Here is a 22,444-nt window from a genome sequence, read left to right on the forward strand (position 1 = left end):
AGAGTGAGACGCATGAAGGTCGGGATCACCGGGCACCGCGGACTCAGCACGGACGTCGAGGCACAGGTGCGGGCTCTCCTGGCCGCCCGTGTCGAGGGCTACGACCCGGCCGAACTGGTCGCCGTCTCGTGCATCGCCGACGGCCCCGACGCCTGGTTCGCCGAAGCCGTACTGGCGCGCGGCGGCCGACTCGAGGTGGTCGTTCCGGCTGCCGAGTACCGCGCGGGCCTCCCCGGCTGGCACCACCCGGTCTACGACCGTCTCCTCGCCCACGCGGCCGAGGTGCACCACACCGGCCTGACCGAGTCGACCTCCGAGGCCCACCAGGCCGGGTCCGAGATCCTGGTCGGCCTGGTGGACGAGCTGATCGCCGTGTGGGACGGGAAACCGGCGCGGGGCTACGGAGGCACCGCGGACGTGGTGGCGTACGCCGAGCGGACCGGCGTCCCGGTCCGGGTGCTGTGGCCGGAGGGTGCCGCCCGGTGACGGGAGCGGAGGCCGGCCGCCCCCTTACGCGGGATCCACAGGGCCGCGCTTGTCCTCCACGTGGACCACGTGCAGTTCGGTGCCGTCCCGGTCGCGCTGGGCGCGGCCGCAGAGGCCGACGGAGAGGTGGTCCTGGCCGCCGGGTTCGTCGGGGGCGACGTAGGTGAGGACGTCCGGGTGGTGGCTGGTGACCACCCAGCCCTCCACGTTCTCGACCTCGACCACCCGGAAGTCTCCGGCGGGACCACCCGCGTGGACGGGGCCGAACTCCCCGAGGACCGCGGTGGCCTGCGCGGCCAGGTCCTCCTCGGGGGCGGGCAGCACCACGCAGGTGCCGTGCTCGAACAGCACCCACGACGTGCGGGGGTCGCTGAGAAGGCGCTTCCAGGCGTCGATGAGTATGTCGCTCTCCACGGCGATCATCATGCCGTAGAGAGCCCCGCACGCAGTGACGATTTACTTGTGCTGGCCCGGTGTGTAGTGCCCCGGCACCATCCGGGTCGTCACCGCGAAGCGGTTCCAGGCGTTGATCACCGTGATCGCGGCGATCAACTGCGCCAGCTCCGCCTCCTCGAAGTGCTTGGCGGCCCGCTCGTAGACCTCGTCCGGGACGTAGCCGTCGGTCAACACCGTGACGGCCTCGGTCAGTTCGAGGGCGGCGAGTTCCTGCTCCGTGTAGAAGTGGCGCGACTCGTCCCACGCGCTGAGCTGGACGATGCGTTCCACCGTCTCGCCCGCCGCGAGCGCGTCCTTGGTGTGCATGTCGAGACAGAACGCGCAGTGGTTGAGCTGCGAGGCGCGGATCTTGACCAGTTCGAGGAGGCGGGGGTCGAGGCCGTGGCGGGCGGCGATGTCGAGGCGGACCATCGCCTTGTAGACCTCGGGCGCGTGCTCGGTCCAGGCCAGCCGGGCGGGGTGCTCGGGGGCGTACTCGGTGGGGTTCATGCTTCGAGCCTAGGAAAGGAGCGGCCCAGGGGTATGGTCCATTCCCATGGCGGAATCGTGGGCCAATCTCGGCATCGACCTCCACCTGGAACCGGCCGGAAGCACCGGTCTGCGCCAGGGGCTGACCGACGCGCTGCGCGACGCGGTACGCGGCGGACGGCTCGCCCCCGGCACCCGGCTGCCCTCCTCCCGCGCGCTCGCCGCCGACCTCGGGATCGCCCGCAACACCGTCGCCGAGGCGTACGCGGGCCTGGTCGCCGAGGGCTGGCTCACCGCCCGCCAGGGCTCCGGCACCCGCGTCGCCGAGCGCGCCACGCCCCCGGCCACGGCACCGGTCACCCCCGCCCGGTACCGCCCGCCCGGCCGCCCCGCCCTCAGCCTCGTCCCCGGCACCCCCGACCTCGCCGCCTTCCCGCGCACCGCCTGGCTCCAGGCCGCCCGCCGCGCCCTGGCCACCGCCCCCTTCGACGCCCTCGGCTACGGCGACCCGCACGGCCGCCCCGAACTGCGCACCGCCGTCGCCGGATACCTCGCCCGCGTCCGGGGCGTCCGCGCCGACCCCGACCGCGTACTGATCACCGCCGGTTTCTCCCACGCCCTGCGCCTCCTGGGCACCGTGCTGCGCGCCCGAGGCGCCCGCACGGTCGCCGTCGAGTCGTACGGCCTCGACGTCTACGCCGCCCTGCTGCACGAGGCGGGCCTCGCCACGACCCCGCTGCCGTACGACGAACTCGGCACGGACACACGTCCGTTGGGTGTGGAAGATGCCGTACTCCTCACCCCCGCCCACCAGTTCCCCATGGGCACCGCACTGCACCCCGACCGCCGCGCGGCCGTCGTCGACTGGGCCCGGCGCACCGGCGGACTCGTCCTGGAGGACGACTACGACGGCGAGTTCCGCTACGACCGCCGCCCCGTCGGCGCCCTCCAGGACCTCGCCCCCGACCAGGTGATCTACCTCGGCACCGCCAGCAAGTCCCTCGCCCCCGGACTGCGCCTGGGCTGGATGGTGCTGCCCCCGGCCCTGCACGCGGAGACGGTCGCGGCCAAGGGCCGCATCGACACCTGCGGCGTCCTGGACCAGCTCACGCTCGCCGAATTCCTCACCTCCGGCGCCTACGACCGCCACGTCCGCGCCGCCCGCCTGCGCTACCGGCGCCGCCGCGACGCGCTCGCCGCCGCCGTCACCGAGCGCGCCCCCGGCGTCCACGTCACCGGCATCGCCGCCGGTCTGCACGCCGTGCTGCGGCTGCCGCCCGGCACCGAGCGCTCGGTCGTCCAGGCCGCGGGCTGGCAGGGCCTCGCCCTGCACGGCCTCTCCTTCTACCGCCACCCCGACGCCGCCACCGAGCCGCTGGACGCGCTGGTGGTGGGGTACGGGACGCCCCCGGAAAGCGCGTGGAAGGAGGCGCTGGAGGCGTTGTGCCGGGCACTGCCGTGATCCTCGCGGGTGCGGGTGCGGGTGCGGGTGCGGGTGCGGGTGCGGGTGCGGGTGCGGGTGCGGGTGCGGGTGCGGGGCGGCGAACGGCGGGTCGAGCGCGCCCTCGGGTGTGGCGGTGGGGGAGGTCTGTGGCGGGTGACCGGCGGGTCGCGTGTTCTCTCGGGTGCGGTGGTGCGGGGGCCGTGCGGCGAGTGGACCGCGTGCCGCGTGCATCAGCCCACCGACTCGGCGACCGCCCCTGCGGGTGCGGCGGTGGGGGAGGCCCGCAGTGGGCGGACGGCGGGCCGCGCCCTCTCGGTGCGGCGGCGCGGGAGGTGTCTGGCGGGTCGACTGCGTGCCGTGCGTCAGCCCACTGGCTCGGCGCCCGCCCTCGCGTCTTCCCAAGCAGCGGCCGAGCCGTCACCAGCAGGCTCCGCCCCCGTCGCCCCCGGCGCTTCCCCAGGCGGCGCCCGCCTCTCAACCCACCGTTTCCGCCTCCGGCCGCGGCTCGGCCCCCGTTTCCACCGCCCCCAGCCCCTCCGCCCCCGGCGCCTCCCCGAACCGCGCCAACGCCAGCGCCCCCGCCACCGCCACGACGAACCCCAGCACCGCGAGCGGACCGAGCCCCGCCCGCGTGCGGTCGCCCAGCCAGACCACGCCCACCGCCGCCGGGCCCAGGGTCTCGCCGAGCACCATCCCGGCCGTCGCCGTGGTGACCGAACCGCGTTGCAGCGCCGAGGTCAGCAGCAGGAAGGCGGCGCCCCCGCCGAGGAGGAGGGCGTAGAGGGCCGGGTCGGTCAACAGGGCGTACGGAGCAAGGGAGTTCACCAGACGGACCGCCACCTCCACCACCCCGAAGCCGCACCCCGCGCCGAGCCCGAGCAACAGCGCGCGCGGCCGTCCCGAGAGCCGCCCCCCGACCGCGCCGAGCAGCAGCACCCCCGCCGCCGTACCGAGCAGCGCGTACCGCAGCCACGCCGGACCGCCGAGGTCGCCCTCCGCACCCGAGGCCAGGCCGAGCAGCGCGAGCCCCGCGCACACCACGCCGACCGCCGTCCACTCCGCCCCGCTCAGCCGCACCCGCAGCAGCCGCGCCGCGACCACCGCCGTCACCGCGAGACTCGCCGCCAGCGCGGCACCCACCGCGTAGATCGGCACCGAGCGCAGCGCGAGGATCTGGAGCACGAAGCCCAGCCCGTCCAGCGCGAGCCCCGCCGCGTACCGCCACTGCCGCACCGCCCGCAGCAGCAGCGCCGCCTCCCCGCCGCCCCGGCCCCCGGCCGCCCGCGCGGCCACCGCCTGCAACACCGTGGCCGTACCGAAGCAGACCGCCGCGCCGAGCGCGCACACCATTCCAAAAAGCACAAAGCGACTGTAGGACAGCGGACAGGCCCGGGGCCGCCCTGCCGGAAACTCACACCGATCTCTAGGCTGACCGTCGAACGCGCCATCGACGGGGGAGAACAGAACATGGCGAACACCCGGGCTCAACTCCGCTCCACCACGGTCGTCCTCGGCGGCATGGGCCTCTTGGCCGCCGCCCTGGCCGCCTGCTCGTCCGAGCCGGACAAGCGCTGCGTCGACCACGGCAGCTACCAGCTCGCCAAGGGCTACAAGGTCGTCGCGGACCAGAACTGCACGACCGCCACCAAGGTCAACGGCTCCTGGTACTACGGCGGCAAGAAGAAGGGCTCCTGGGTCAAGGGCGGCTCCTTCACCGCACCCCGCAACGGCTCCGGCGGCAGCGGCACCACCCACACCTCCCGCAACCGGTACGGCGGCGGCTCGTCGTACGACGACGGCGACAGCGGCGTCCACCGGGGCGGCTTCGGCGGCGGCCACGGCAGCTCCGGCGGCTGACCGGACCGGAACCGACCCCCATGGAACGCCACACCCTCACCCCCCGCCCCGACTGGCAGCGCACCGTCGAAGCGCAGGGCGTGATCTACCCGCTCACCCGCCACCCCGACGGCACCCTGCGCCCCTACTGGGACGAGAGCGCCTACTACGCCTTCTCCCTGCCCGAGATCGAGGCACTGGAGGAGACCGTCGCCGAGCTGCACGCCATGTGCCTCGCCGCCGCCGGACACCTCGTCGAGCACGACCGCTTCGCCGACCTCGGCATCACCGACCCGCGCGTGATCCGCGCGGTCACCGAGGCATGGCACCGCCGCGCCGAACTCCCCTCCGTCTACGGCCGGTTCGACCTCCGCTACGACGGCACCGGCCCGGCCAAGCTGCTGGAGTACAACGCGGACACCCCGACCTCGCTGGTCGAGGCCGCCTCCGCGCAGTGGTTCTGGATGGAGGACCGCTTCCCCGGCGCCGACCAGTGGAACTCCCTGCACGAGCGCCTGGTCGACGCCTGGCGCACCCAGGCCAAGCTGCTCCCGCCCGGCGCCCCGCTGCACTTCGCGCACTCCTCGGCCGACGAACTCGGCGAGGACCTGATGACCGTCGCCTACCTCAAGGAGACCGCCGAACAGGCCGGGCTCGACACCGACTGGCTCACCATGGAGGAGATCGGCTGGGACACCCTCTCCGGCCGCTTCGTGGACAACCGGCTGAGGTTCATCCGCGCGATCTTCAAGCTGTATCCCTGGGAATGGCTCACCACCGACGCCTTCGGCGGCCACGTCCTCGACACCCTCGACAACGGCGGCGGCACCGGCAGCACCCTGTGGATCGAACCCGCCTGGAAGATGCTGCTCAGCAACAAGGCGCTGCTCGCGATCCTCTGGGAGCTGTACCCCGGCCATCCCCACCTCCTCCCCGCCCACCTGGACGGCCCCCACGACCTGGCCGACACCACCGGCTACGTCACCAAGCCCCTGCTCGGCCGCGAGGGCGAGGGCGTCACCGTCCACCCACCGGGCACCCCGGCCCCGCCGAGCGGCGAAGCCCGCTGCTACCAGGCCCTCGCTCCCCTCCCCGCCTTCGACGGCAACCACGTCGTCCTCGGCGCCTGGACCGTCGACGGCGAACCGGCCGGGCTCGGCATCCGCGAGTCCAGCGGCCTGATCACCGACTCCTACGCCCGCTTCGTCCCGCACGTGATCCGCTAGCCACGCGCCGCTCAGGAGGCGGCCGGGCGCGGGCCCGCGCCCGGCGGGCCGCCCGGCGCGGCCTTCCCGGCGGCACGGCACGGTGCGTCCTCCTGCCGTCCCCCTGCCGGACCGGCGCACCCGCGTGGGGCGGGGGCGGCTGGGGTGGCAGCCGAGGCTGCCCCATGGGTGCGGCTCACCTGCGGCGGTTCCGCACCTCGCCCTCGGACAGGCCGTCCAGGGCCGTCGCGTGGGTCGCCGAGCCGTCCTTCTCCGCCGCCGTGCGGCGGAGCTGCGCCGCCGGGGTGCCCGGCGCGGTACCGGCCAGGAGCGGGAGCAGGGGCCCGTCCGCCCAGGCCCCGCCTTCGCCGTCCCTGGGCCTTCGGCGGTCCCGTGCGGCCTTCCCCGGCGGGTGGCGCGTCCTCTTGCCGAACCGGTCCGGCGTTCCCGGCGAACCCGCGCGGGCGAGGTCCGCTGGGGCGGCGACCGGGGCCCCTCCACCAGTCCGGACCGCCTGCGCGCGGGCCCCGTACCGCCATGGGCCGGTCCCGACACCCCTGGCCCTCGGCAACCGCCCGCCCTTCCGCCCCCCCCGTACCCCGCACCCCTACTCCGGCCGGCCCGTGCGGCACGTGATCGTCAGGACCCGCGCCCCCTTCCGCCCCGGCACCCCGACCCCTTCCGCCCCTCGGCACCCCGACCCCGCCCGACCCGCGCCCCCGCTCGCCGCAGGCCGGTATGGTGGCTGTGGGCCGTGACTGGCGCGCTGGGATGGGACGGACCATCGGGGAGCGGCCCGCGAACAGCGAGTGCCGTGCGCCTGGGCCGAACCGAACACGCCGATACGCAGACGCGCCCTGTCCGGAGGTCCCCATGCCCCAGAACGCCACCCCGTCCGGCTCCACCGAGTCCACCGCCTTCCGCGCCGCGCTCGACGTCATCCGCGCCGTGGAGCCCCGTGTCGCCGACGCCATCGGCCAGGAGGTCCACGACCAGCGCGACATGCTCAAGCTGATCGCCTCCGAGAACTACGCCTCCCCGGCCACCCTCCTCGCGATGGGCAACTGGTTCAGCGACAAGTACGCCGAGGGCACCGTCGGCCGCCGCTTCTACGCGGGCTGCCGCAACGTCGACACCGTCGAGTCCCTCGCCGCCGAGCACGCCCGCGAACTCTTCGGCGCCCGGCACGCCTACGTCCAGCCGCACTCCGGCATCGACGCCAACCTCGTCGCCTTCTGGGCCGTCCTCGCCGACCGCGTCGAGGTCCCCTTCCTGGAGAAGGCGGGCGTCCGCCAGATCAACGACCTCACCGAGGCCGACTGGGCCGAGCTGCGCCAGGCCTTCGGCAACCAGCGGATGCTCGGCATGTCCCTGGACGCGGGCGGCCACCTCACCCACGGCTTCCGCCCGAACATCTCCGGCAAGATGTTCGACCAGCGCTCCTACGGCACCGACCCGGCTACCGGCCTCATCGACTACGAGGCCCTGCGCGCCCAGGCCCGCGAGTTCCGCCCGCTGATCCTCGTCGCGGGCTACTCCGCCTACCCCCGCCTGGTGAACTTCCGGATCATGCGCGAGATCGCGGACGAGGTCGGCGCCACCCTCATGGTCGACATGGCCCACTTCGCCGGACTGGTCGCGGGCAAGGTCCTCACCGGCGACTTCGACCCGGTCCCGCACGCCCAGATCGTCACGACCACCACCCACAAGTCCCTGCGCGGCCCGCGCGGCGGCATGGTCCTGTGCGACGACTCCCTCAAGGACCAGGTCGACCGGGGCTGCCCGATGGTCCTCGGCGGCCCGCTCCCGCACGTGATGGCCGCCAAGGCCGTCGCCCTGGCGGAGGCGCGTCAGCCCGCCTTCCAGGACTACGCCCAGCGGATCGTGGACAACTCCCGCGCGCTCGCCGAGGGCCTGATGCGGCGCGGCGCCACCCTGGTCACCGGCGGCACCGACAACCACCTCAACCTGATCGACGTCGCCGGTTCCTACGGCCTCACCGGCCGCCAGGCCGAGGCCGCCCTGCTGGAGTCCGGCATCGTCACCAACCGCAACGCCATCCCCGCCGACCCCAACGGCGCCTGGTACACCTCCGGCATCCGCATCGGCACCCCCGCCCTCACCACCCGTGGTCTCGGCACGGCGGAGATGGACGAGGTGGCCGCCCTGATCGACCGCGTCCTCACGACGACGAAGCCCGGCACGACGAAGTCCGGCGCCCCCTCCAAGGCCCAGCACCTCCTGGACCCGAAGCTGGCGGACGAGATCTCCAAGCGAGCGACGGACCTGGTGGCGGAGTTCCCCCTGTACCCGGAGATCGACCTCGGCTGACCCCTTCCGGGCGGAGCACGCCGCTCAGAGACCGACCGGCTCATCCCGTGGCGGCCTGGCACCCTGCCGGGCCGCCACGCGGCGTATCAGCAGGCCACCGGCACCGCCCAGGACCAGGCCCGGTGCGGCCCACCACATCCCGTCCGTCAGCCGGTCGGGCGCGGACGCCTTCGGCGCGTGGGCGACGGCCGGGCTGGGAGCGGCCGACTCCGACTGCCAGGGCGCCGGGAAGACCCCCGCGTACCCGTCACTGGTGCGCGCGCCCATCACGCCCAGCTTCTTGAGCAGCGCGCGCAACTCGACGCCCTGCTCCGCGCGATGCCAGTAGCCGTTGGTCGAGTCGGGCAGGTCTGTCGCCGTGTGTATCCAGACGGTGCCCGGCTCGGTGTCGACGGGGAAGACCCGGTCTATCCGCCAGGGCGCCATGTCGTGCACCATCCAGCTCACATTGATCTGCCGGGCGTGCGTCATGTCCAGACCCGCCTGGGGAGGCAGCTTGCGCGCGCCCTGGTTTTCCGGGCCGAGCAGCCGCAGCAAGGTCTCGTATTCCTTGTCCGAGTTGTACAGCGACGTGGTCTGCCGGCTCTCCGGGGAGGCCACCAGCACACTGGTGGGCCCACCGGCGGCCGCAGGGGACGCGGCCCACAGCACCAGACCTACCGCTGCCGCCAACAACCCGCCCAGAGCCCTCAGTTCACGAACCGTGCCCTTCCGCATTCCGTCCCCCAAGCCGTGTCCCGTGCGGCCCGTCCATGAGCCGCGTGTCACTTCTGGTACACCGCCCGACACGGTCGGGTTCCCACCCGGCCCGGAACATTTCGACGGCTTCGAGAAGGCCCGCTGAACCCCGCGAACCCCGCGAGCCCACGAACCCTGAGTCCCCCCGAGACCTACCGCGCCCCCTCCTCCAGCGACCGCGCGATCTCCACGGCCCGCGACTTCGCCGGTACCCCTTCCAGCCGGAGCGTGACCTCCCCGCCGCTCGACCCCTGGGTCCACAGCAGCGTCGGTCCGGCCGTGCGTACCTCATGGCGGTACCGCTCGCCGTGGTCGCCGAGCAGCCAGAAGCTCAGTTGATGCGGCCGGGGGAACCACAGCGCCGGGTCGGGCACACCACCGGCCCCGTCCGCCACGCTCCCGTTCGACTTCAACGGCACCCACTCCGGCGGCTCCCGCACGGTCTTGGCGAAGCCGATGTCCAGCCAGGCCGGGAACTCGTCGAGGCGGACGGTCCGGCCCCGCTCGCGCCAGCACAGGGTCACCAGGAAACGGCCGTGCGCCTCACCGCTCACCGTCACCGCGTCCGGCGCCCCCAGCGCGTCCGGCACCAGCGGCGCGAACCCCGCCTGACGCGCCGCCTGCGCCAGCGTGACCGAGGACCGGCCGCAGCCGGGGACCTCGGCACCGGGCGAGGGCACCGCCGACGGGTCGTACCGCACCTCGACGCCGCCGAAGCCGAACCAGTCGAGCAGCGCCGCCCGCGCCGGGGGTGTGGCCACGGCCACCGTCAGCAGACCGCACAGCGTCGCGGCCAGCGAGCGCCGACGCAGCCGGATCCAGCGCCGGACCGCGCGCAGCCGCTCCCGGGCGCTCGGCGGCTCGGCCACCGGGACCGGCAACCGCTCGGCCAGTATCCGCTCCAGCACCCGCTCGGCCATCGACTCGGCACCGGAGTCCGCGCCCGCCCCCCGCAGGCCCTCCGTCCCGGCGGACCCGGACTCCTCCGCACCTCCGGGCGCACCCGGGTCCAGGGACCGCCCCAGCTTCCGCAGCTCCTCCGGCAGCCCGGACTCCCGCTCACGGCCATGCCGCCCCCAGGGCCACCGGCCGCCCTTGCCCTCGCACGCACCCGGAGACGGGTCCGCCTCACCCTCACGCACCCTCGTCACCTCCTTCCCCGGGCTGAAGATCCGGCAGCAGGCGCCCCAGCTTCCGCAGGGCGCGGGCCAGGCGGGACTTGACCGTGCCCCGGGGCCAGCCCAGGGCCTCGGCGGTCTCGGACTCGTTCATCTCCAGCAGATAGCGGTAGGTGACGACCAGGCGATGCTCCTCGCTCAGCTGTTCAAGGGCGGAGAGGAGTGCCGTGCGGCGCTCGGTCTCCAGGGTCGCGACGGCGGGGTCCGCCGACTCGGGTATCAGCGGCTCCGCCTCCGCGAACGCGGCCTCCCGGCCCGCGAGCGTGCGCTGCCGCGCCGTCGTCCGCACCGTGTTCCGCGCCTCATTGGCGACGATGGCGAGCAGCCATGGCTTGAAGGCCGCACCCTCCCGGAAGCGGCCCAGGGTGCAGTACGCCTTGACGAAGGCCTGCTGCACCACGTCCTCCGCGTCCGCACCCGCGCCGAGTGCTCTGGCCGCCCGCAGCGCGATGCCCGTATGGGCCCGCACCAGCTCCGCGTACGCCTCCGGCTCTCCGGCGCGTACGCGTGCGATCACCGCGGCCTCATCGGCGATGCGGCCCCCCTCCCGCGTTCTCACGTTCTTGTTACACCGCGAGAGCCGGATCGGTTCCCATCCGGTTCGGGCCGGTTCCGGACCGGCTCCCCGGGCCCCGGGGAGACGCCCTCCCGGCCCCCGGAGACACCGCCCCCACCCACGGGAGACCTCGCCGCCCGACACCACCCACACCGCTCCCCGGCACCTGGCGGAGACCGGTCCCCCGCACCTGAGAGAATGGGGGGCATGGCGACTGACCGACCCCGCGTGCTCTCCGGTATCCAGCCCACCGCCGGCTCGTTCCACCTCGGCAACTACCTCGGTGCCGTGCGCCAGTGGGTGGCCCTCCAGGAGACGCACGACGCCTTCTACATGGTCGTCGACCTGCACGCGATCACGGTCCCGCAGGATCCGAAGGAGCTGCGGGACAACACCCGCCTGGCCGCCGCCCAGCTGCTCGCGGCCGGTCTTGACCCCGACCGCTGCACCCTGTTCGTGCAGAGCCACGTGCCCGAGCACGCCCAGCTCGCCTGGGTCATGAACTGCCTCACCGGCTTCGGCGAGGCCTCCCGCATGACCCAGTTCAAGGACAAGGCCGCCAAGCAGGGCGCCGACCGCGCGAGCGTGGGCCTGTTCACGTACCCGATCCTCCAGGTCGCGGACATCCTGCTCTACCAGGCCAACGAGGTCCCGGTCGGCGAGGACCAGCGCCAGCACATCGAGCTGACCCGCGACCTCGCCGAGCGCTTCAACACCCGCTTCGGCCAGACCTTCGAGATCCCGAAGCCGTACATCCTCAAGGAGACGGCGAAGATCTACGACCTCCAGGACCCGGCCGTCAAGATGAGCAAGTCGGCGTCCACCCCGAAGGGTCTCGTCAACCTGCTCGACGAGCCGAAGGCGACGGCCAAGAAGGTCAAGAGCGCGGTCACCGACACCGACACGGTGATCCGCTTCGACCCGGAGAACAAGCCCGGCGTGTCGAACCTGCTCACCATCCACTCCACCCTCACCGGCACCTCCATCGCCGACCTGGAGAAGGCGTACGAGGGCAAGATGTACGGCGCCCTCAAGACCGACCTCGCCGAGATCATGGTCGAGTTCGTGACGCCGTTCCGCGAGCGCACCCAGCAGTACCTGGACGACACCGAGACGCTGGACGCGGTCCTCGCCAAGGGCGCGGAGAAGGCGCGCGCCATCGCCGCCGAGACGCTGGCACAGGCGTACGACCGGGTGGGCTTCCTGCCCGCCAAGCACTGAGCGCGCGCGGCACAGACGCGCACTGAGCGGGGCCCCGGACGCCCGAGTCGCCCGGGGCGTACGACCGCACGCGTGTCCCAGGGGGAGAAGCGCCGTACATCACGTCCGTTGCGCCTGCCCGGAGGACAGCCGTGGCCGTACAGTCGATAGCCGGTGGCCGGGGCACAGGTGGCCGGCCGGACAACACGTGACGACGGGAGACGACGTGGGGACCGTAACGATCGGCGTGTCGATCGCGGTCCCGGAGCCTCACGGCAGCCTGCTCCAGGAGCGGCGCGCGGGCTTCGGTGACCGCGCAGCCCATGGCATCCCCACCCATGTCACCCTGCTGCCGCCGACCGAGGTCGACGCGGCGGACCTGACGGCCGTGGACGCCCATCTCGCCGCCGTGGCCGCCGCCGGACGCCCGTTCCCGATGCGCCTGTCCGGCACCGGCACCTTCCGGCCGCTGTCGCCCGTCGTCTACGTGCGCGTGGCGCGCGGCGCCGAGGAGTGCGCGGACCTCCAGCAGCGGGTCCGTGACGCCTCCGGACCGGTCCCGCGCGAGCTGCAGTTCCCGTACCACCCGCACGTCACCGTGGCGCACGGCATCGACGAGGCCGCCATGGACCGCGCGTTCGAGGAACTGGCCGGGTTCGAGGCCGAGTGGTCCTGCGCCGGGTTCGCGCTCTACGAGCAGGGCCCCGACGGCGTGTGGGGCAGGCTGCGCGACTACCAGTTCGGCGCCCCGGTCGTCCCCCCGCAGGCGGGCCACCCGGCCGAGCGCGGCACGATCGCGAGCCGATAGCTCCAGCGGCTCCGGCAGCTCCCGCGCCTACAGCGGCAGTCGGCGGAACAGCGCCCGTGGCGTGTGCCGCAGCGCCGCCATCACCGGTCGCAGCGTCCCCGGCACCCACACCGTCTCCGAGCCCCGGCGCAGCCCGAGTTCGACGGCCGCCGCGACCGCCTCGGGGGTGGTGGAGAACGGCACGGGACCGAGCCCGGCCGTCTTCGCGGTGCGTACGAACCCGGGCCGTACGACCATCACCTGGACGCCCGTGCCGTACAGCGCGTCGCCCAGGCCCTGCGCGAAGGTGTCCAGACCGGCCTTGCTGGAGCCGTAGATGAAGTCGGTGCGGCGGGCGCGTTCCCCGGCCGTGGCGGAGAGGACCACCAGCGCGCCGTGGCCCTGGTCCTGGAGCGCACGGGCGGCGACCAGGCCTGAGGAGACGGCGCCGGTGTAGTTGGTCTGGGCGAGGCGGACCGCGCGCATCGGGTCGCACTCGTCGCGCGCCTGGTCGCCGGGCAGCCCGAAGGCCAGCAGGACGAGATCGACGTCGCCCTCCGCGAACACCTTGCCGAGCACCGTCTCGTGGGACTCGGGGTCCAGGGCGTCGAAGGCGACCGTGCGCACGTCGGCGCCGTGGCCGCGCAGGTTCGCTGCCGCGCGGTCGAGCGCGGCGGAGGGGCGTCCGGCCAGCCAGACGGTGCGGGTGCGGCGGGCGACCAGGCGGCGCGCGGTCGCCAGCGCGATCTCCGAGGTGCCGCCGAGGACGAGCAGGGACCGGGGAGGTCCGGAGACAGCAGACATGCCCGTGACCGTATCGCCCGCATATGGGTGATTCACCGCAAGGCGTCGCCGGGCTCCCCGCAATGGGTGATTAATGAGACGCGGTACAAGTGCGGTGCCGCACCCGTGGTTCGGGGTAACGGCACATGGAGTTCCCGCGACGAGGGCAGAGACGGATCATGGACTGGCTGAAAAAGCTCCCCGGCATCGGGCCGGTCGTCACCTGGCTGATGACCACGCACGCCTGGCGGTCGTACGCGCGCCTGGACCGGGTCAACTGGACCTGGCTGGCCGCCGCGATGACGTTCGTCAGCTTCGTCGCGCTGTTCCCGCTGCTGACCGTGGCCGCCGCGATCACCGCCGCGACGCTCAGTCCGTCCCGGCAGAAGACGGTCGAGCGGCAGATCGCGGCCCAGTTCCCGGGCCTGGCCGACAAGCTGGACCTCGGCGGCCTGGTGCACAACGCCGGGACGGTCGGCGTCATCGCCGGTGCCGCGCTGCTGTTCACCGGCATCGGCTGGGTCGGCCAGATCCGGGACTGTCTGCGCGCGGTCTGGGAGCTGCCCGACCGGGGGATCAACCCGATCGTCGCCAAGCTCAAGGACGCCGGGATCCTGATCGGGCTCGGCGGCGCCCTGCTGGTCACCCTCGCCGCCTCCACGCTGGCCTCGGCCGCCATCGGCCGGGTCGCCCACGAGATCGGCCTGGACGAGCACGGCTGGGGCACCGCGCTGCTGCGGGCCGCCGCCTTCGCCGTCGCCGTGCTCGCCGACTTCCTGATCCTGCTCTACGCCCTCACCCTGCTGCCCGGCGTCGAACCGCCGCGCCGCCGTCTGATCGTCGCGGCCCTGCTCGGCGCGGTCGGCTTCGAACTGCTGAAGCTGCTGCTCAGCGGCTACATCCAGGGCGTCGCCGCGAAGAGCGTCTACGGCGCCTTCGGTGTCCCCGTCGCCCTGCTGCTGTGGATCAACTTCACCTGCAAGCTGCTGCTCTACAGCGCCGCCTGGACGGCGACGACCAGCGAGGAGGGCAAGGAGGAGCCCTCCGGCGAGGTCACGGACGGCTCCGGCGGCGCAGCAGGTCGGGCAGCGGCCAGCGGCGGTTGACCAGGAAGACCGCGCCCACGAGCAGCACGAGCAGCCCGCCCGCGACGGCCAGCGCGGTCCCGGCGCCCCGGTGGCCGCCCTCGACGGCGGCACCGACGGGTACGGCTCCTGCGGTTCCGGCAGTGCCGGGGGTGTCGCTCGGGGCGGCGCTCGGCGCGGCCGACGCGGACGCCGACGCGTCGGGGGAGGCGGTCACCGCGTTCTTCGGCGGGACCAGCGTCCCCACCGGCCGCACCTTCCCGGCCGCCTGGAACCCCCAGTCGAACAGCTTGGCCGTCTCCTTGTAGACCTCGTTGTGCTCGGGCTTCGCCGGGTTCATCACGGTGACCAGCAGCACCTTGCCGCCGCGCTCGGCAACGCCGGTGAAGGTGGCGCCCGCGTGGGTGGTGTTGCCGTTCTTCACCCCGGCGATGCCCTGGTAGACGGGCACGTCGGTGTCGCCGCTGAGCAGCCGGTTGGTGTTCTGGATCTCGTCGTACTCGGTGACCGCCTTGCCGCTGCCCTTGCCCTTGCCCGGCTGGGTGCTGCCGGTCGGGAACTTGGCCCGCACGGTCGAGCAGTACTCCCGGAAGTCCTTCTTCTGCAGCCCGGAGCGGGCGAACAGCGAGAGGTCGTACGCCGAGGAGACCTGGCCGTCGGCGTCGTAGCCGTCGGGGCTGACCACGTGGGTGTCCAGGGCCTGGAGCTGGTCGGCGTGCGCCTGCATGTCCTTGACGGTCGCGGCGACGCCGCCGTTCATGGCGGACAGCACGTGGACGGCGTCGTTGCCGGAGCGCAGGAAGACACCGAGCCAGAGGTCGTGCACGGAGTAGGTCCGGTTCGCCTTTATCCCGACCACGCTGGAGCCCGCGCCGATCCCGGCCAGGTCGGCGGGGGCCACCTTGTACGTCTCCGACCTGGGGAAACGGGGCAGCACCGTGTCCGCGAACAGCATCTTCAGGGTGCTCGCCGGGGGCAGCCGCCAGTGCGCGTTGTGCGCGGCCAGCACCTCGCCCGACTCGGCGTCGCTGACGATCCAGGAGCGGGCGGTGAGGTCCTTGGGCAGCACGGGGACGCCGCTCGCGAGGTCGACCTGGGTGCCGGGCTGTCCGAGCCGTTCGCCGCCGAGCGTCGACATGCGGGCGGGGGGAGTGGCGGTGGGCTTGGTGGCGGGCCCGGTGGTGGCCGTCGGGCTCCCGGAGGGCTTGGGAGCGGCGAAGGCGGCCGGTGCCGTGAGCGTCGTCACGGAAACGGCCAGCAAAGTGGCGGAAGCGATCAACAAGGGTCGCTTGCCGATCTTCTGAGGTGCGGACACGGTCGAGAACGTACCTGCTGCGCGGTGTGAAGTCCGCCTCCCCACCCCACCCCGGGCCAGGAACCGGCCAGCCGGCGGCGATACTGGAGGCATGAAGCTCAGCCGCCCGGTGTCCTGGTTCCTGCTCGCGTTCGGGGTGTGGAGCTGGTTCATCTGGATCACTTTCGTCAAGAACCTGGTCAAGGACGGGAGCGGTCTCGCCTTCGACAACGGCCACCCCACCGCCTACTTCTGGGTGCACCTGCTGCTGGCGATCGCGTCCTTCGTCCTTGGGACCGTCATCGGAGTGATCGGGTTGCGCGGACTGCGCGCACTGCGGCGGACGTCATAGCGGACGTCCGAGGGACGGCGCCCGCGGGCGCCGTACGGACCGCCGCTCTCCCGGTGTCCCGGTGGATCTGACCGACTGGTAGAACAGCCACAAGTCAAGGACGGGAGCGGTCGCGGTGGTCATCGTCTTCGTACTGGTCGCCCTGGCCGTGCTGGCCGCCGTGGTGGCCCTGCACCACTACGTCTGGCGCCGCCTGGTCCGCGACACGACCCGCGCCCCGGGTCCGGCCCGCCGCGCGGGTACGGCCCTCTTCGTGGCGGGCCCGCTGCTGATGGTCGCCGCGCTGGTGGCGGAACGCTCGGGGGCGCCCTTCTGGCTCCAGCAAACGCTGGCGTGGCCCGGGTTCCTGTGGATGGCGCTGGCGCTGTATCTGCTGCTGACGACGGTGGCGACGGAGCCGGTGCGGTGGTGGGCGAACCGGCGGCGGCGCGGCCCGGTCGCGAGCGCGGCGGTGGTGCCGGTGCCGGAGCAGACGGTGGCGACCGTGCCGTCCTCGGGGACGGACACCGTGGTGACCGCGCCGGTGGTGACCCCCGAACCCCAGGACTTCTCCCGCCGCCTCTTCGTCTCCCGGGTGGCCGGGGGCGTCGTCGCCGGGGTGGCCGTGGGGACGGTCGGCTGGGGGACGTACGGCGTGCTGCGCGGCCCGCGCGTGAAGCGGGTCACCGTGCCGCTGGCGAAGCTGCCGAGGGCGGCGCACGGTTACCGCATCGCGGTCGTCAGCGACATCCACCTGGGCCCGGTCCTGGGCCGCGACTTCGCCCAGCGGGTCGTGGACACGGTCAACTCGACCCAGCCGGACCTGATCGCGGTGGTGGGCGACCTGGTGGACGGCAGCGTGAAGAACCTGGGCCCGGCCGCGGCGCCCCTGGCCGGTCTGAAGGCCCGTCACGGCGTCTTCTTCGTCACGGGAAATCATGAGTATTTCTCCGGCGCCGCCCAGTGGGTCGAGGAGGTCCGTACCCTCGGCCTGCGTCCGCTGGAGAACGCCCGTACCGAGATGCCGTACTTCGACCTCGCGGGTGTCAACGACGTCCAGGGCGCGAGCGAGGGCCAGGGCCCGGACTTCGCCAAGGCCCTCGACGGCCGCGACCCCGCCCGCGCCTGCGTCCTCCTCGCCCACCAGCCCGTCCAGATCCACGAGGCCGTCCGCCACGCCGTCGACCTCCAGCTCTCCGGCCACACCCACGGCGGCCAGCTCTGGCCCGGCAACCTGATCGCACAGGCCGCCAACCCCACCGTCGCGGGCCTGGAACGCTACGGCGACACCCAGCTCTACGTCAGCCGAGGCGCGGGCGCCTGGGGCCCGCCGACCCGCGTGGACGCGCCGTCGGACGTGACGGTGATCGAACTGGCGGCGATGAACGCGTAGTCGGCGGCCTGTACCTTGGCGCCGTGGACTACCTCGTGGAACTTCGGCGTGAACTGGACGCGTTCGGCGCGGCGTTGGACGGCGACCTGTCGGCTCCGGTCGAGCACTGCGGCGACTGGACGCTGGCGGATCTGGCCGCCCACATGGGCGCGGGGAACCTGTGGGTCGTCACGGCCGTGCGGGAGAGGCACGGCCGCGGCTACGACGAGAGCGCCGCGCCCCGCGACCGGGCGGGCCTCACGGCCTGGTACGCCGAGTCGGCGGACGCGCTCGTCCAGGCCCTCTCGGTCGATCCCGGCACCGAGGCGTGGACCTTCGCCCTGCCCCGCACGGTCGGCTTCTGGCTCCGGCGCCGCACCCAGGAAACGCTGATGCACCGCTGGGACGCCGAGCACGCCCTTGGCTTTGCCAAGCCGATGGACCCGGCCCTCGCCGCCGACGGCGTCGCGGAGGTCTTCGACACGATGGCACTCCGCATGATCTCCAAGGGGACCGCGACTGCTCCCACCCGGGCGGTACGACTCACCGCCACCGACTCCGGCGCCTCCTGGACCTACGGCCCCGGCGAGCGCCTGGCGGAAGTCTCCGGCACGGCCGAGGACCTGCTGCTGATGCTGTGGGGCCGCCGGCCCCGGGACACGGAATCGCTGAGCTGGACAGGGGACCGCGAGGCGGGGCTGAGGGCGCTGGCGGGACCGCTGGTGCCCTGACCGGAGCCCTCCCCGGTGCCGGATCAGGTCAGATTCCGCTGTGCCCAGTCGGAGACCCCGGCCAGCCGCGCGGCTGCCCTGGCGGGGTCGCCGGTCCGGGTGGGCTGATCCACCTCGAAGTCATGGCCGGTCAGGCCGGTTTCCTCCTCGGTGATGCGGGCGATGCGGTAGGCCACCTCCATCACCGCCGACGCCGTCTGTCCCGAGTGGCGGTAGGTGACCTCGACGGTGGCCGAGTCCCCGTCGTAGATGAGCTGCACGGGTCCGGGCGGGCCGACCGTCCACAGCTCCAGGCGGTGGAGGTACTCCTCCGGCTCGACGGGCCGGATCTCCCGCTCGACTCGCTTCAGGACGCGCTGCCAGGCGGACCGCTGCGCGTCGGTGAGCCGAAGCGGCGGCAGCTCGGCGTCGGGGTCGTACCCGGCGCTGAGGCGGTCGAGGGTCTCTTCGACGCTCAACCCGTGTTGCGTACGGACGAGTTCGATGGTGTAGGGCATGGCGGGAATCTACGAGGTCTCCGGCCCGACGGCGACGGCATTGACCGGCCGGGTGGCGGTGCCCCCGAGGGACGGGGCGCCGCCACTGCTCAGCCTCAGACCGCTGAGGTCACCCTCCGCCCCAGGTGCCGGGCGAGGAAGCGGGCCGCGCTGGCGGACTCGACCCTCGGGAAGTCGAAGTCGTCGCCCGCGTTGGCGTGCAGGGACTTCTCCGGCGAGGCGAAGGTGTCGAACAGGGCGAGGCTCGCGGCACGGGGGATGCGGTCGTCGTCCCACTGCATGTCGAACTCGACCGGGACGGTGATCCGCTTCGCCGACTCGAACAGGGCGTCGGGCCACGCCATGCCGAAGACGGCGGCCGTGATCCGGGGCTCGGCCGCCACCAGCGGTACCCCGATCGCCATGCCCAGGCCGATGCCGACGTACCCGACCGGGCCCTCGGTGCCGATCCCCGGGAGTTCCTGAAGGGCGTCCAGGAGCGCCCGGTACTCGGGCACGGCGGCTTCGGCCAGCCGGGCGTTGTACGGCACGACGACCGGCGCCTCCGGTTCGCCCGCCGCCTGCGCCCGGCGCAGCTCGGCGATGTCCCGCTCGTCCCGCTCGTCGCGCGGCCGGTCGCCGTGACCGGGGGCGTCGATGACGGCGACGTGGAAGCCGCAGGCGCGTACGAGGAGGTGGGCCCGGCCGAGCATCGCCCGGTGCTTCTTGTGGGCGCCGCCGCCGTGGCCCATCAGGACCAGGGGTGCGCGATCGGCGCCGGAGGCCGGCGACCAGAGAACGCCGGGGATCTCACCCAGGGTGAAGTCGCGCTCGGCGATGCCGTCCGAGAACGACTCGGCGGTGAAGTGCGGAGAATGCATGAGGTGGTGCCTTTCGGGAGTGCCCTTGTTGTCCAGGCGCTCCCGGCGACACCTATATCGATCGCCGGCCGTGACGAGAAAGGGGGAGCACCCACATCGCTACAGCGTTCATGGGACTCACCTCCTCGGACAGCGTCACGGACACCAGCAAGCTACAAGCCCGCCCGTCACCCCGTCCAACCCTTTTCGGCCCCGGCACGGCTGCGATCATGAGGGACGATGTCGGCGCGCGGAGCGAAAGGGCTTGGCCATGAAGCGAGTTGTCGCCCGGCTGTGGCGGAGTGTCCGAGGTTCGCTCCAATGGCGGATCCTGTGGTTCGTGAACGCCAAGTTCATGGTGGGCGTCACCGGGGTCGTACGGGACGACGCGGGGCGCGTGCTGCTGCTCAGGCACCGCATGTGGCCCCCGGACCGGGCCTGGGGACTGCCCACGGGATTCGCCGTCAAGGGCGAGGAGTTCGCGCACACCGTCGTACGGGAGGTCAAGGAGGAGACCGGCCTCGACGTCGAGCCCGGCCGACTGGTGCGGCTCCTCAGCGGCTACCGGCTCCGGGCGGAGGTCGCGTACGAGGCGCGGTATGTCGGCGGCACTCTGAAGATCGACGAGTTCGAGATCCTGGAGGCGCGGTGGTGCGACCCGGACGCGCTGCCGGAAGGACTTCAGGAGTCCCACCGGCAGCTCATCGCGGGGGACGCGTCCGTCTGAACTGCCTTTCTGCCTACCGCCGTTGCCCCAGCAGCCGCCCTGCTCCCGCTTCAGTTCCGCGAACCCCTGACGCGCATAGACCGCAAGCTCCTCGCTCGGGAACGGCACCACCGAGAGGTGCTGCTCGTGGTCTCCCTGGGCCCACCGGGCGGCGGTGATCTCGTAGCCCGAGACGTGGGCGCACAGGTGGAGGAGGAGGGGCGGCATGTCCGGCTCGCTCAGGAGGTCCGCGTGGCGGATGACCAGGTCGCGCATGGCCTGGATGTGGGGGAGGAACACGGTCGTCACCCACAGGCGCCACTCGGTGAGTTCGTCCGGGGTGGGCGGGATCTCGTGGGCGAAGGGGGAGACCCCGCCGGGGCGGGCGTGGTGTGCCGCGAAGGCGTCGAAGGTGCGGATGTTGGTCTCGGTGAGGGCGAACAGGGGGCCGTAGAAGTCGCTGAGCTGGCGGTTCACCCGGGTGAGGCGTTCTTGGCGCTGGGTCAGGCGCAGGCCGTTGAGGTAGGTGGCGGCGTAGCCGAAGAAGGCCAGGGCGATGGTGACGGCCAGTGTGATCACGAGGGGACCTGCCCCGGACGCCCCGAGTCGATGCCGGGTGGACCGTAGCCTGTTGCGGTGCTGAGCTATGACGAACTGAGCGCTACGGAACGGGAGTTGTGGGGACGCCTTTCCCGAGGGGCGGTGGGTGGATCTGCGGACCGGGACAGCGGAGTGCGACGATCCCGCCGGGGAGCGGAGTGGGGGCCGGGGCGGACGGTCCGCGCCGAGGTCGTGTCCGCCCTGCTGCTGGGCGTCAACCCGGCGGGCGCCGGAAGCGTGGCCTCGCTCCGGCTCGCCGGTGCGCGGATCACGGGCCGGATCGATCTGGCCGGGGCGGAGATCGCGCATGTGCTCTGGCTGAAGGAATGCCTGCTGGAGCACCCGGTCAGCTTCTACGGGGCCTCGACGCGGACGATCCGGATCACGGACAGCCGGGTTCCCGGGGTTGACGCCGGGCTGGCCCGTATCGAGGGGCACCTCGAACTGGGCGGGACAGTGATGGACACGGGCCGCCTCTCCCTCCTGAACGCCCACGTGGCAGGGGAGTTGGGACTGAACCGGGTGCGGATCACCGCCCCCGGGAAGTGGGCGCTGTTCGCGGGCGGTCTCGTCATGGGCGGCGGCGTCTTCGGTAAGGGCCTCACCGCGTACGGCGGGCTGCGGCTGCCCGGCGCACAGCTGCCCGGTGGTCTGCACCTGGCCGGTGCGCGCCTGGAGGCCCCGGGCGGCGTGGCACTGAACGCGGACGGCATGACGGCCGCGGTGGTCGACCTGTCCGAGGGGTTCGGCGCGACGGGAACCCTTCGGCTGGAGGGCGCCCAGATAGCGAACCGGCTCACCCTGGACGGCGCCACCCTCGGCGGCGGTGGCACGGTGCTGCTCGGCGCGGGGATGCGCACGGGAGCCCTGTACCTCACCCTCGCCGCGCCCGCGCAGGGCACCGTGGACCTCCGGGGCGCCACGGTCACCACGCTGCACGACCGCGAGCACGCCTGGCCCCGGGAGGTGCGGATGGACGGCTTCGGCTACGGCGCCCTCCGCTCCGACAAGCCATCTCTGAAGGAGGACATCGCCTACCGCCTGGCGTGGGTCCGCCGGAACCCCGGCTACGCCCCGCAGCCGTACGAGCAGCTTGCCGCCAGTTACCGGCAGGCGGGTCACGACGACGCCGCCCGCCGGGTGCTGCTGGAGAAGCAGCGCCGTCGCCGCCGTACCGTGCACCTGGCGGGGCGCGTGTGGGGGCATCTGCTCGATGTCACGGTCGGGTACGGCTACCGCCCCTGGCCGGCCGGGGTGTGGCTGGCCGCGCTCTCGCTGCTCGGCACGCTGGCGTTCAGCCTCTGCTCGCCCGTGCGCACGAAGCCGGGAGAGGGCGACCCGTTCAACGCCTTCGTCTACACCGTCGACCTGCTCTTCCCCATCGGCGACTTCGGCCAGCGCGGCGCGTGGCACTGGACAGGGGCCGCGCAATGGCTGTCGTACCTCCTGATCGCCCTCGGCTGGCTCCTCACGACGGCCGTCGTCGCCGGGGTGTCCCGCATGCTGAACCGGAACTGACGG

At 73.1% G+C, this 22,444-nt stretch carries 23 protein-coding genes and 1 riboswitch; of the genes, 13 read left to right on the top strand and 10 right to left on the bottom strand.

The window, feature by feature from the left end; all coding sequences use genetic code 11:
• Window positions 1-12 precede the first annotated feature (12 nt).
• A complete protein-coding gene (locus B079_RS0101665) occupies window positions 13-486 on the top strand; it encodes a hypothetical protein (protein WP_018544025.1) in 474 nt (157 codons plus the stop codon).
• Between the two features lie 24 nt (window positions 487-510).
• Here the strand turns inward: B079_RS0101665 and B079_RS0101670 are convergent, their stop codons facing one another.
• Both B079_RS0101670 and B079_RS0101675 read right to left on the bottom strand, forming a co-directional pair.
• Complete coding sequence (locus tag B079_RS0101670) at window positions 511-912, bottom strand: hypothetical protein (RefSeq protein ID WP_018544026.1); 402 nt, start codon at window positions 910-912, stop codon at window positions 511-513.
• A gap of 30 nt (window positions 913-942) precedes the next feature.
• Window positions 943-1,431: a carboxymuconolactone decarboxylase family protein gene (locus tag B079_RS0101675; RefSeq protein WP_018544027.1), complete on the bottom strand. Its 489-nt coding sequence runs from the start codon at window positions 1,429-1,431 to the stop codon at window positions 943-945.
• Window positions 1,432-1,477: 46 nt separating this feature from the next.
• On the opposite strand from B079_RS0101675, the gene B079_RS0101680 reads away from it, so the two are divergent.
• Window positions 1,478-2,872 (top strand): PLP-dependent aminotransferase family protein, encoded by a 1,395-nt coding sequence (locus B079_RS0101680; protein WP_018544028.1) that lies wholly within the window; start codon window positions 1,478-1,480, stop codon window positions 2,870-2,872.
• A 456-nt stretch (window positions 2,873-3,328) separates the two neighbouring features.
• Here the strand turns inward: B079_RS0101680 and B079_RS0101685 are convergent, their stop codons facing one another.
• Window positions 3,329-4,204, bottom strand: a complete 876-nt coding sequence (locus tag B079_RS0101685) for a hypothetical protein (protein WP_018544029.1) — start codon at window positions 4,202-4,204, stop codon at window positions 3,329-3,331.
• 117 nt (window positions 4,205-4,321) lie between these two features.
• Between B079_RS0101685 and B079_RS0101690 the strand changes: the two genes are divergently transcribed.
• From B079_RS0101690 to B079_RS0101705, 3 genes are all read left to right on the top strand, one after another.
• The gene (locus B079_RS0101690; protein WP_018544030.1) at window positions 4,322-4,711 is read left to right on the top strand and encodes a hypothetical protein; all 390 of its coding nucleotides are present in this window, start codon (window positions 4,322-4,324) and stop codon (window positions 4,709-4,711) included.
• Between the two features lie 20 nt (window positions 4,712-4,731).
• Window positions 4,732-5,916: a glutathionylspermidine synthase family protein gene (locus tag B079_RS0101695; protein ID WP_018544031.1), complete on the top strand. Its 1,185-nt coding sequence runs from the start codon at window positions 4,732-4,734 to the stop codon at window positions 5,914-5,916.
• 723 nt (window positions 5,917-6,639) lie between these two features.
• A riboswitch (ZMP/ZTP riboswitch) is annotated at window positions 6,640-6,728 on the top strand.
• Between the two features lie 40 nt (window positions 6,729-6,768).
• Window positions 6,769-8,226, top strand: a complete 1,458-nt coding sequence (locus tag B079_RS0101705) for a glycine hydroxymethyltransferase (protein ID WP_018544033.1) — start codon at window positions 6,769-6,771, stop codon at window positions 8,224-8,226.
• Window positions 8,227-8,250: 24 nt separating this feature from the next.
• Here the strand turns inward: B079_RS0101705 and B079_RS0101710 are convergent, their stop codons facing one another.
• The 3 genes from B079_RS0101710 to B079_RS0101720 all read right to left on the bottom strand — a co-directional run bounded on the left by B079_RS0101710 (window position 8,251) and on the right by B079_RS0101720 (window position 10,701).
• Entirely contained in the window at window positions 8,251-8,898 is a 648-nt protein-coding gene (locus tag B079_RS0101710) for a hypothetical protein (RefSeq protein WP_158684932.1), read from the bottom strand.
• A 218-nt stretch (window positions 8,899-9,116) separates the two neighbouring features.
• A complete protein-coding gene (locus B079_RS0101715; protein WP_018544035.1) occupies window positions 9,117-10,106 on the bottom strand; it encodes a hypothetical protein in 990 nt (329 codons plus the stop codon).
• A complete protein-coding gene (locus tag B079_RS0101720; RefSeq protein ID WP_199779849.1) occupies window positions 10,099-10,701 on the bottom strand; it encodes an RNA polymerase sigma factor in 603 nt (200 codons plus the stop codon). Before B079_RS0101720 ends, B079_RS0101715 begins: the two co-directional genes overlap by 8 nt.
• 204 nt (window positions 10,702-10,905) lie before the next feature.
• Here B079_RS0101720 and trpS point away from each other — a divergent pair, with 204 nt between their 5' ends.
• A complete protein-coding gene (gene trpS, locus B079_RS0101725; protein ID WP_037801056.1) occupies window positions 10,906-11,919 on the top strand; it encodes a tryptophan--tRNA ligase in 1,014 nt (337 codons plus the stop codon).
• 205 nt (window positions 11,920-12,124) lie between these two features.
• Window positions 12,125-12,706 carry a 2'-5' RNA ligase family protein gene (locus tag B079_RS0101730; protein ID WP_018544038.1) on the top strand — a complete coding sequence of 194 codons (582 nt, stop codon included), beginning with the start codon at window positions 12,125-12,127 and terminating at the stop codon, window positions 12,704-12,706.
• A 27-nt stretch (window positions 12,707-12,733) separates the two neighbouring features.
• On the opposite strand, the gene B079_RS0101735 is transcribed toward B079_RS0101730, so the two are convergent.
• Window positions 12,734-13,489 (bottom strand): decaprenylphospho-beta-D-erythro-pentofuranosid-2-ulose 2-reductase, encoded by a 756-nt coding sequence (locus B079_RS0101735; RefSeq protein WP_018544039.1) that lies wholly within the window; start codon window positions 13,487-13,489, stop codon window positions 12,734-12,736.
• A 158-nt stretch (window positions 13,490-13,647) separates the two neighbouring features.
• On the opposite strand from B079_RS0101735, the gene B079_RS0101740 reads away from it, so the two are divergent.
• Complete coding sequence (locus B079_RS0101740) at window positions 13,648-14,574, top strand: YihY/virulence factor BrkB family protein (protein WP_018544040.1); 927 nt, start codon at window positions 13,648-13,650, stop codon at window positions 14,572-14,574.
• Here B079_RS0101740 and B079_RS0101745 read toward each other — a convergent pair.
• Window positions 14,522-15,868, bottom strand: a complete 1,347-nt coding sequence (locus B079_RS0101745) for a D-alanyl-D-alanine carboxypeptidase family protein (RefSeq protein WP_026248250.1) — start codon at window positions 15,866-15,868, stop codon at window positions 14,522-14,524. The genes B079_RS0101740 and B079_RS0101745 overlap by 53 nt on opposite strands.
• Window positions 15,869-15,959: 91 nt before the next feature.
• Between B079_RS0101745 and B079_RS0101750 the strand changes: the two genes are divergently transcribed.
• The 3 genes from B079_RS0101750 to B079_RS0101760 all read left to right on the top strand — a co-directional run bounded on the left by B079_RS0101750 (window position 15,960) and on the right by B079_RS0101760 (window position 18,281).
• Complete coding sequence (locus tag B079_RS0101750; protein ID WP_018544042.1) at window positions 15,960-16,199, top strand: SCO4848 family membrane protein; 240 nt, start codon at window positions 15,960-15,962, stop codon at window positions 16,197-16,199.
• Window positions 16,200-16,314: 115 nt separating this feature from the next.
• The gene (locus B079_RS0101755) at window positions 16,315-17,571 is read left to right on the top strand and encodes a metallophosphoesterase (RefSeq protein ID WP_018544043.1); all 1,257 of its coding nucleotides are present in this window, start codon (window positions 16,315-16,317) and stop codon (window positions 17,569-17,571) included.
• 23 nt (window positions 17,572-17,594) lie between these two features.
• Complete coding sequence (locus B079_RS0101760; protein WP_018544044.1) at window positions 17,595-18,281, top strand: maleylpyruvate isomerase family mycothiol-dependent enzyme; 687 nt, start codon at window positions 17,595-17,597, stop codon at window positions 18,279-18,281.
• A gap of 23 nt (window positions 18,282-18,304) precedes the next feature.
• Here the strand turns inward: B079_RS0101760 and B079_RS0101765 are convergent, their stop codons facing one another.
• Window positions 18,305-18,778, bottom strand: a complete 474-nt coding sequence (locus B079_RS0101765; protein ID WP_018544045.1) for a hypothetical protein — start codon at window positions 18,776-18,778, stop codon at window positions 18,305-18,307.
• A gap of 95 nt (window positions 18,779-18,873) precedes the next feature.
• Window positions 18,874-19,638: an alpha/beta hydrolase gene (locus B079_RS0101770; RefSeq protein ID WP_018544046.1), complete on the bottom strand. Its 765-nt coding sequence runs from the start codon at window positions 19,636-19,638 to the stop codon at window positions 18,874-18,876.
• A gap of 250 nt (window positions 19,639-19,888) precedes the next feature.
• Here B079_RS0101770 and B079_RS0101775 point away from each other — a divergent pair, with 250 nt between their 5' ends.
• A complete protein-coding gene (locus B079_RS0101775; RefSeq protein WP_026248251.1) occupies window positions 19,889-20,344 on the top strand; it encodes an NUDIX domain-containing protein in 456 nt (151 codons plus the stop codon).
• 711 nt (window positions 20,345-21,055) lie between these two features.
• Complete coding sequence (locus tag B079_RS31155; RefSeq protein ID WP_234016727.1) at window positions 21,056-22,441, top strand: oxidoreductase; 1,386 nt, start codon at window positions 21,056-21,058, stop codon at window positions 22,439-22,441.
• The last annotated feature ends 3 nt before the right edge of the window (window positions 22,442-22,444 follow it).

This window comes from Streptomyces sp. LaPpAH-108 (assembly GCF_000373625.1).
Lineage (GTDB): Bacteria > Actinomycetota > Actinomycetes > Streptomycetales > Streptomycetaceae > Streptomyces.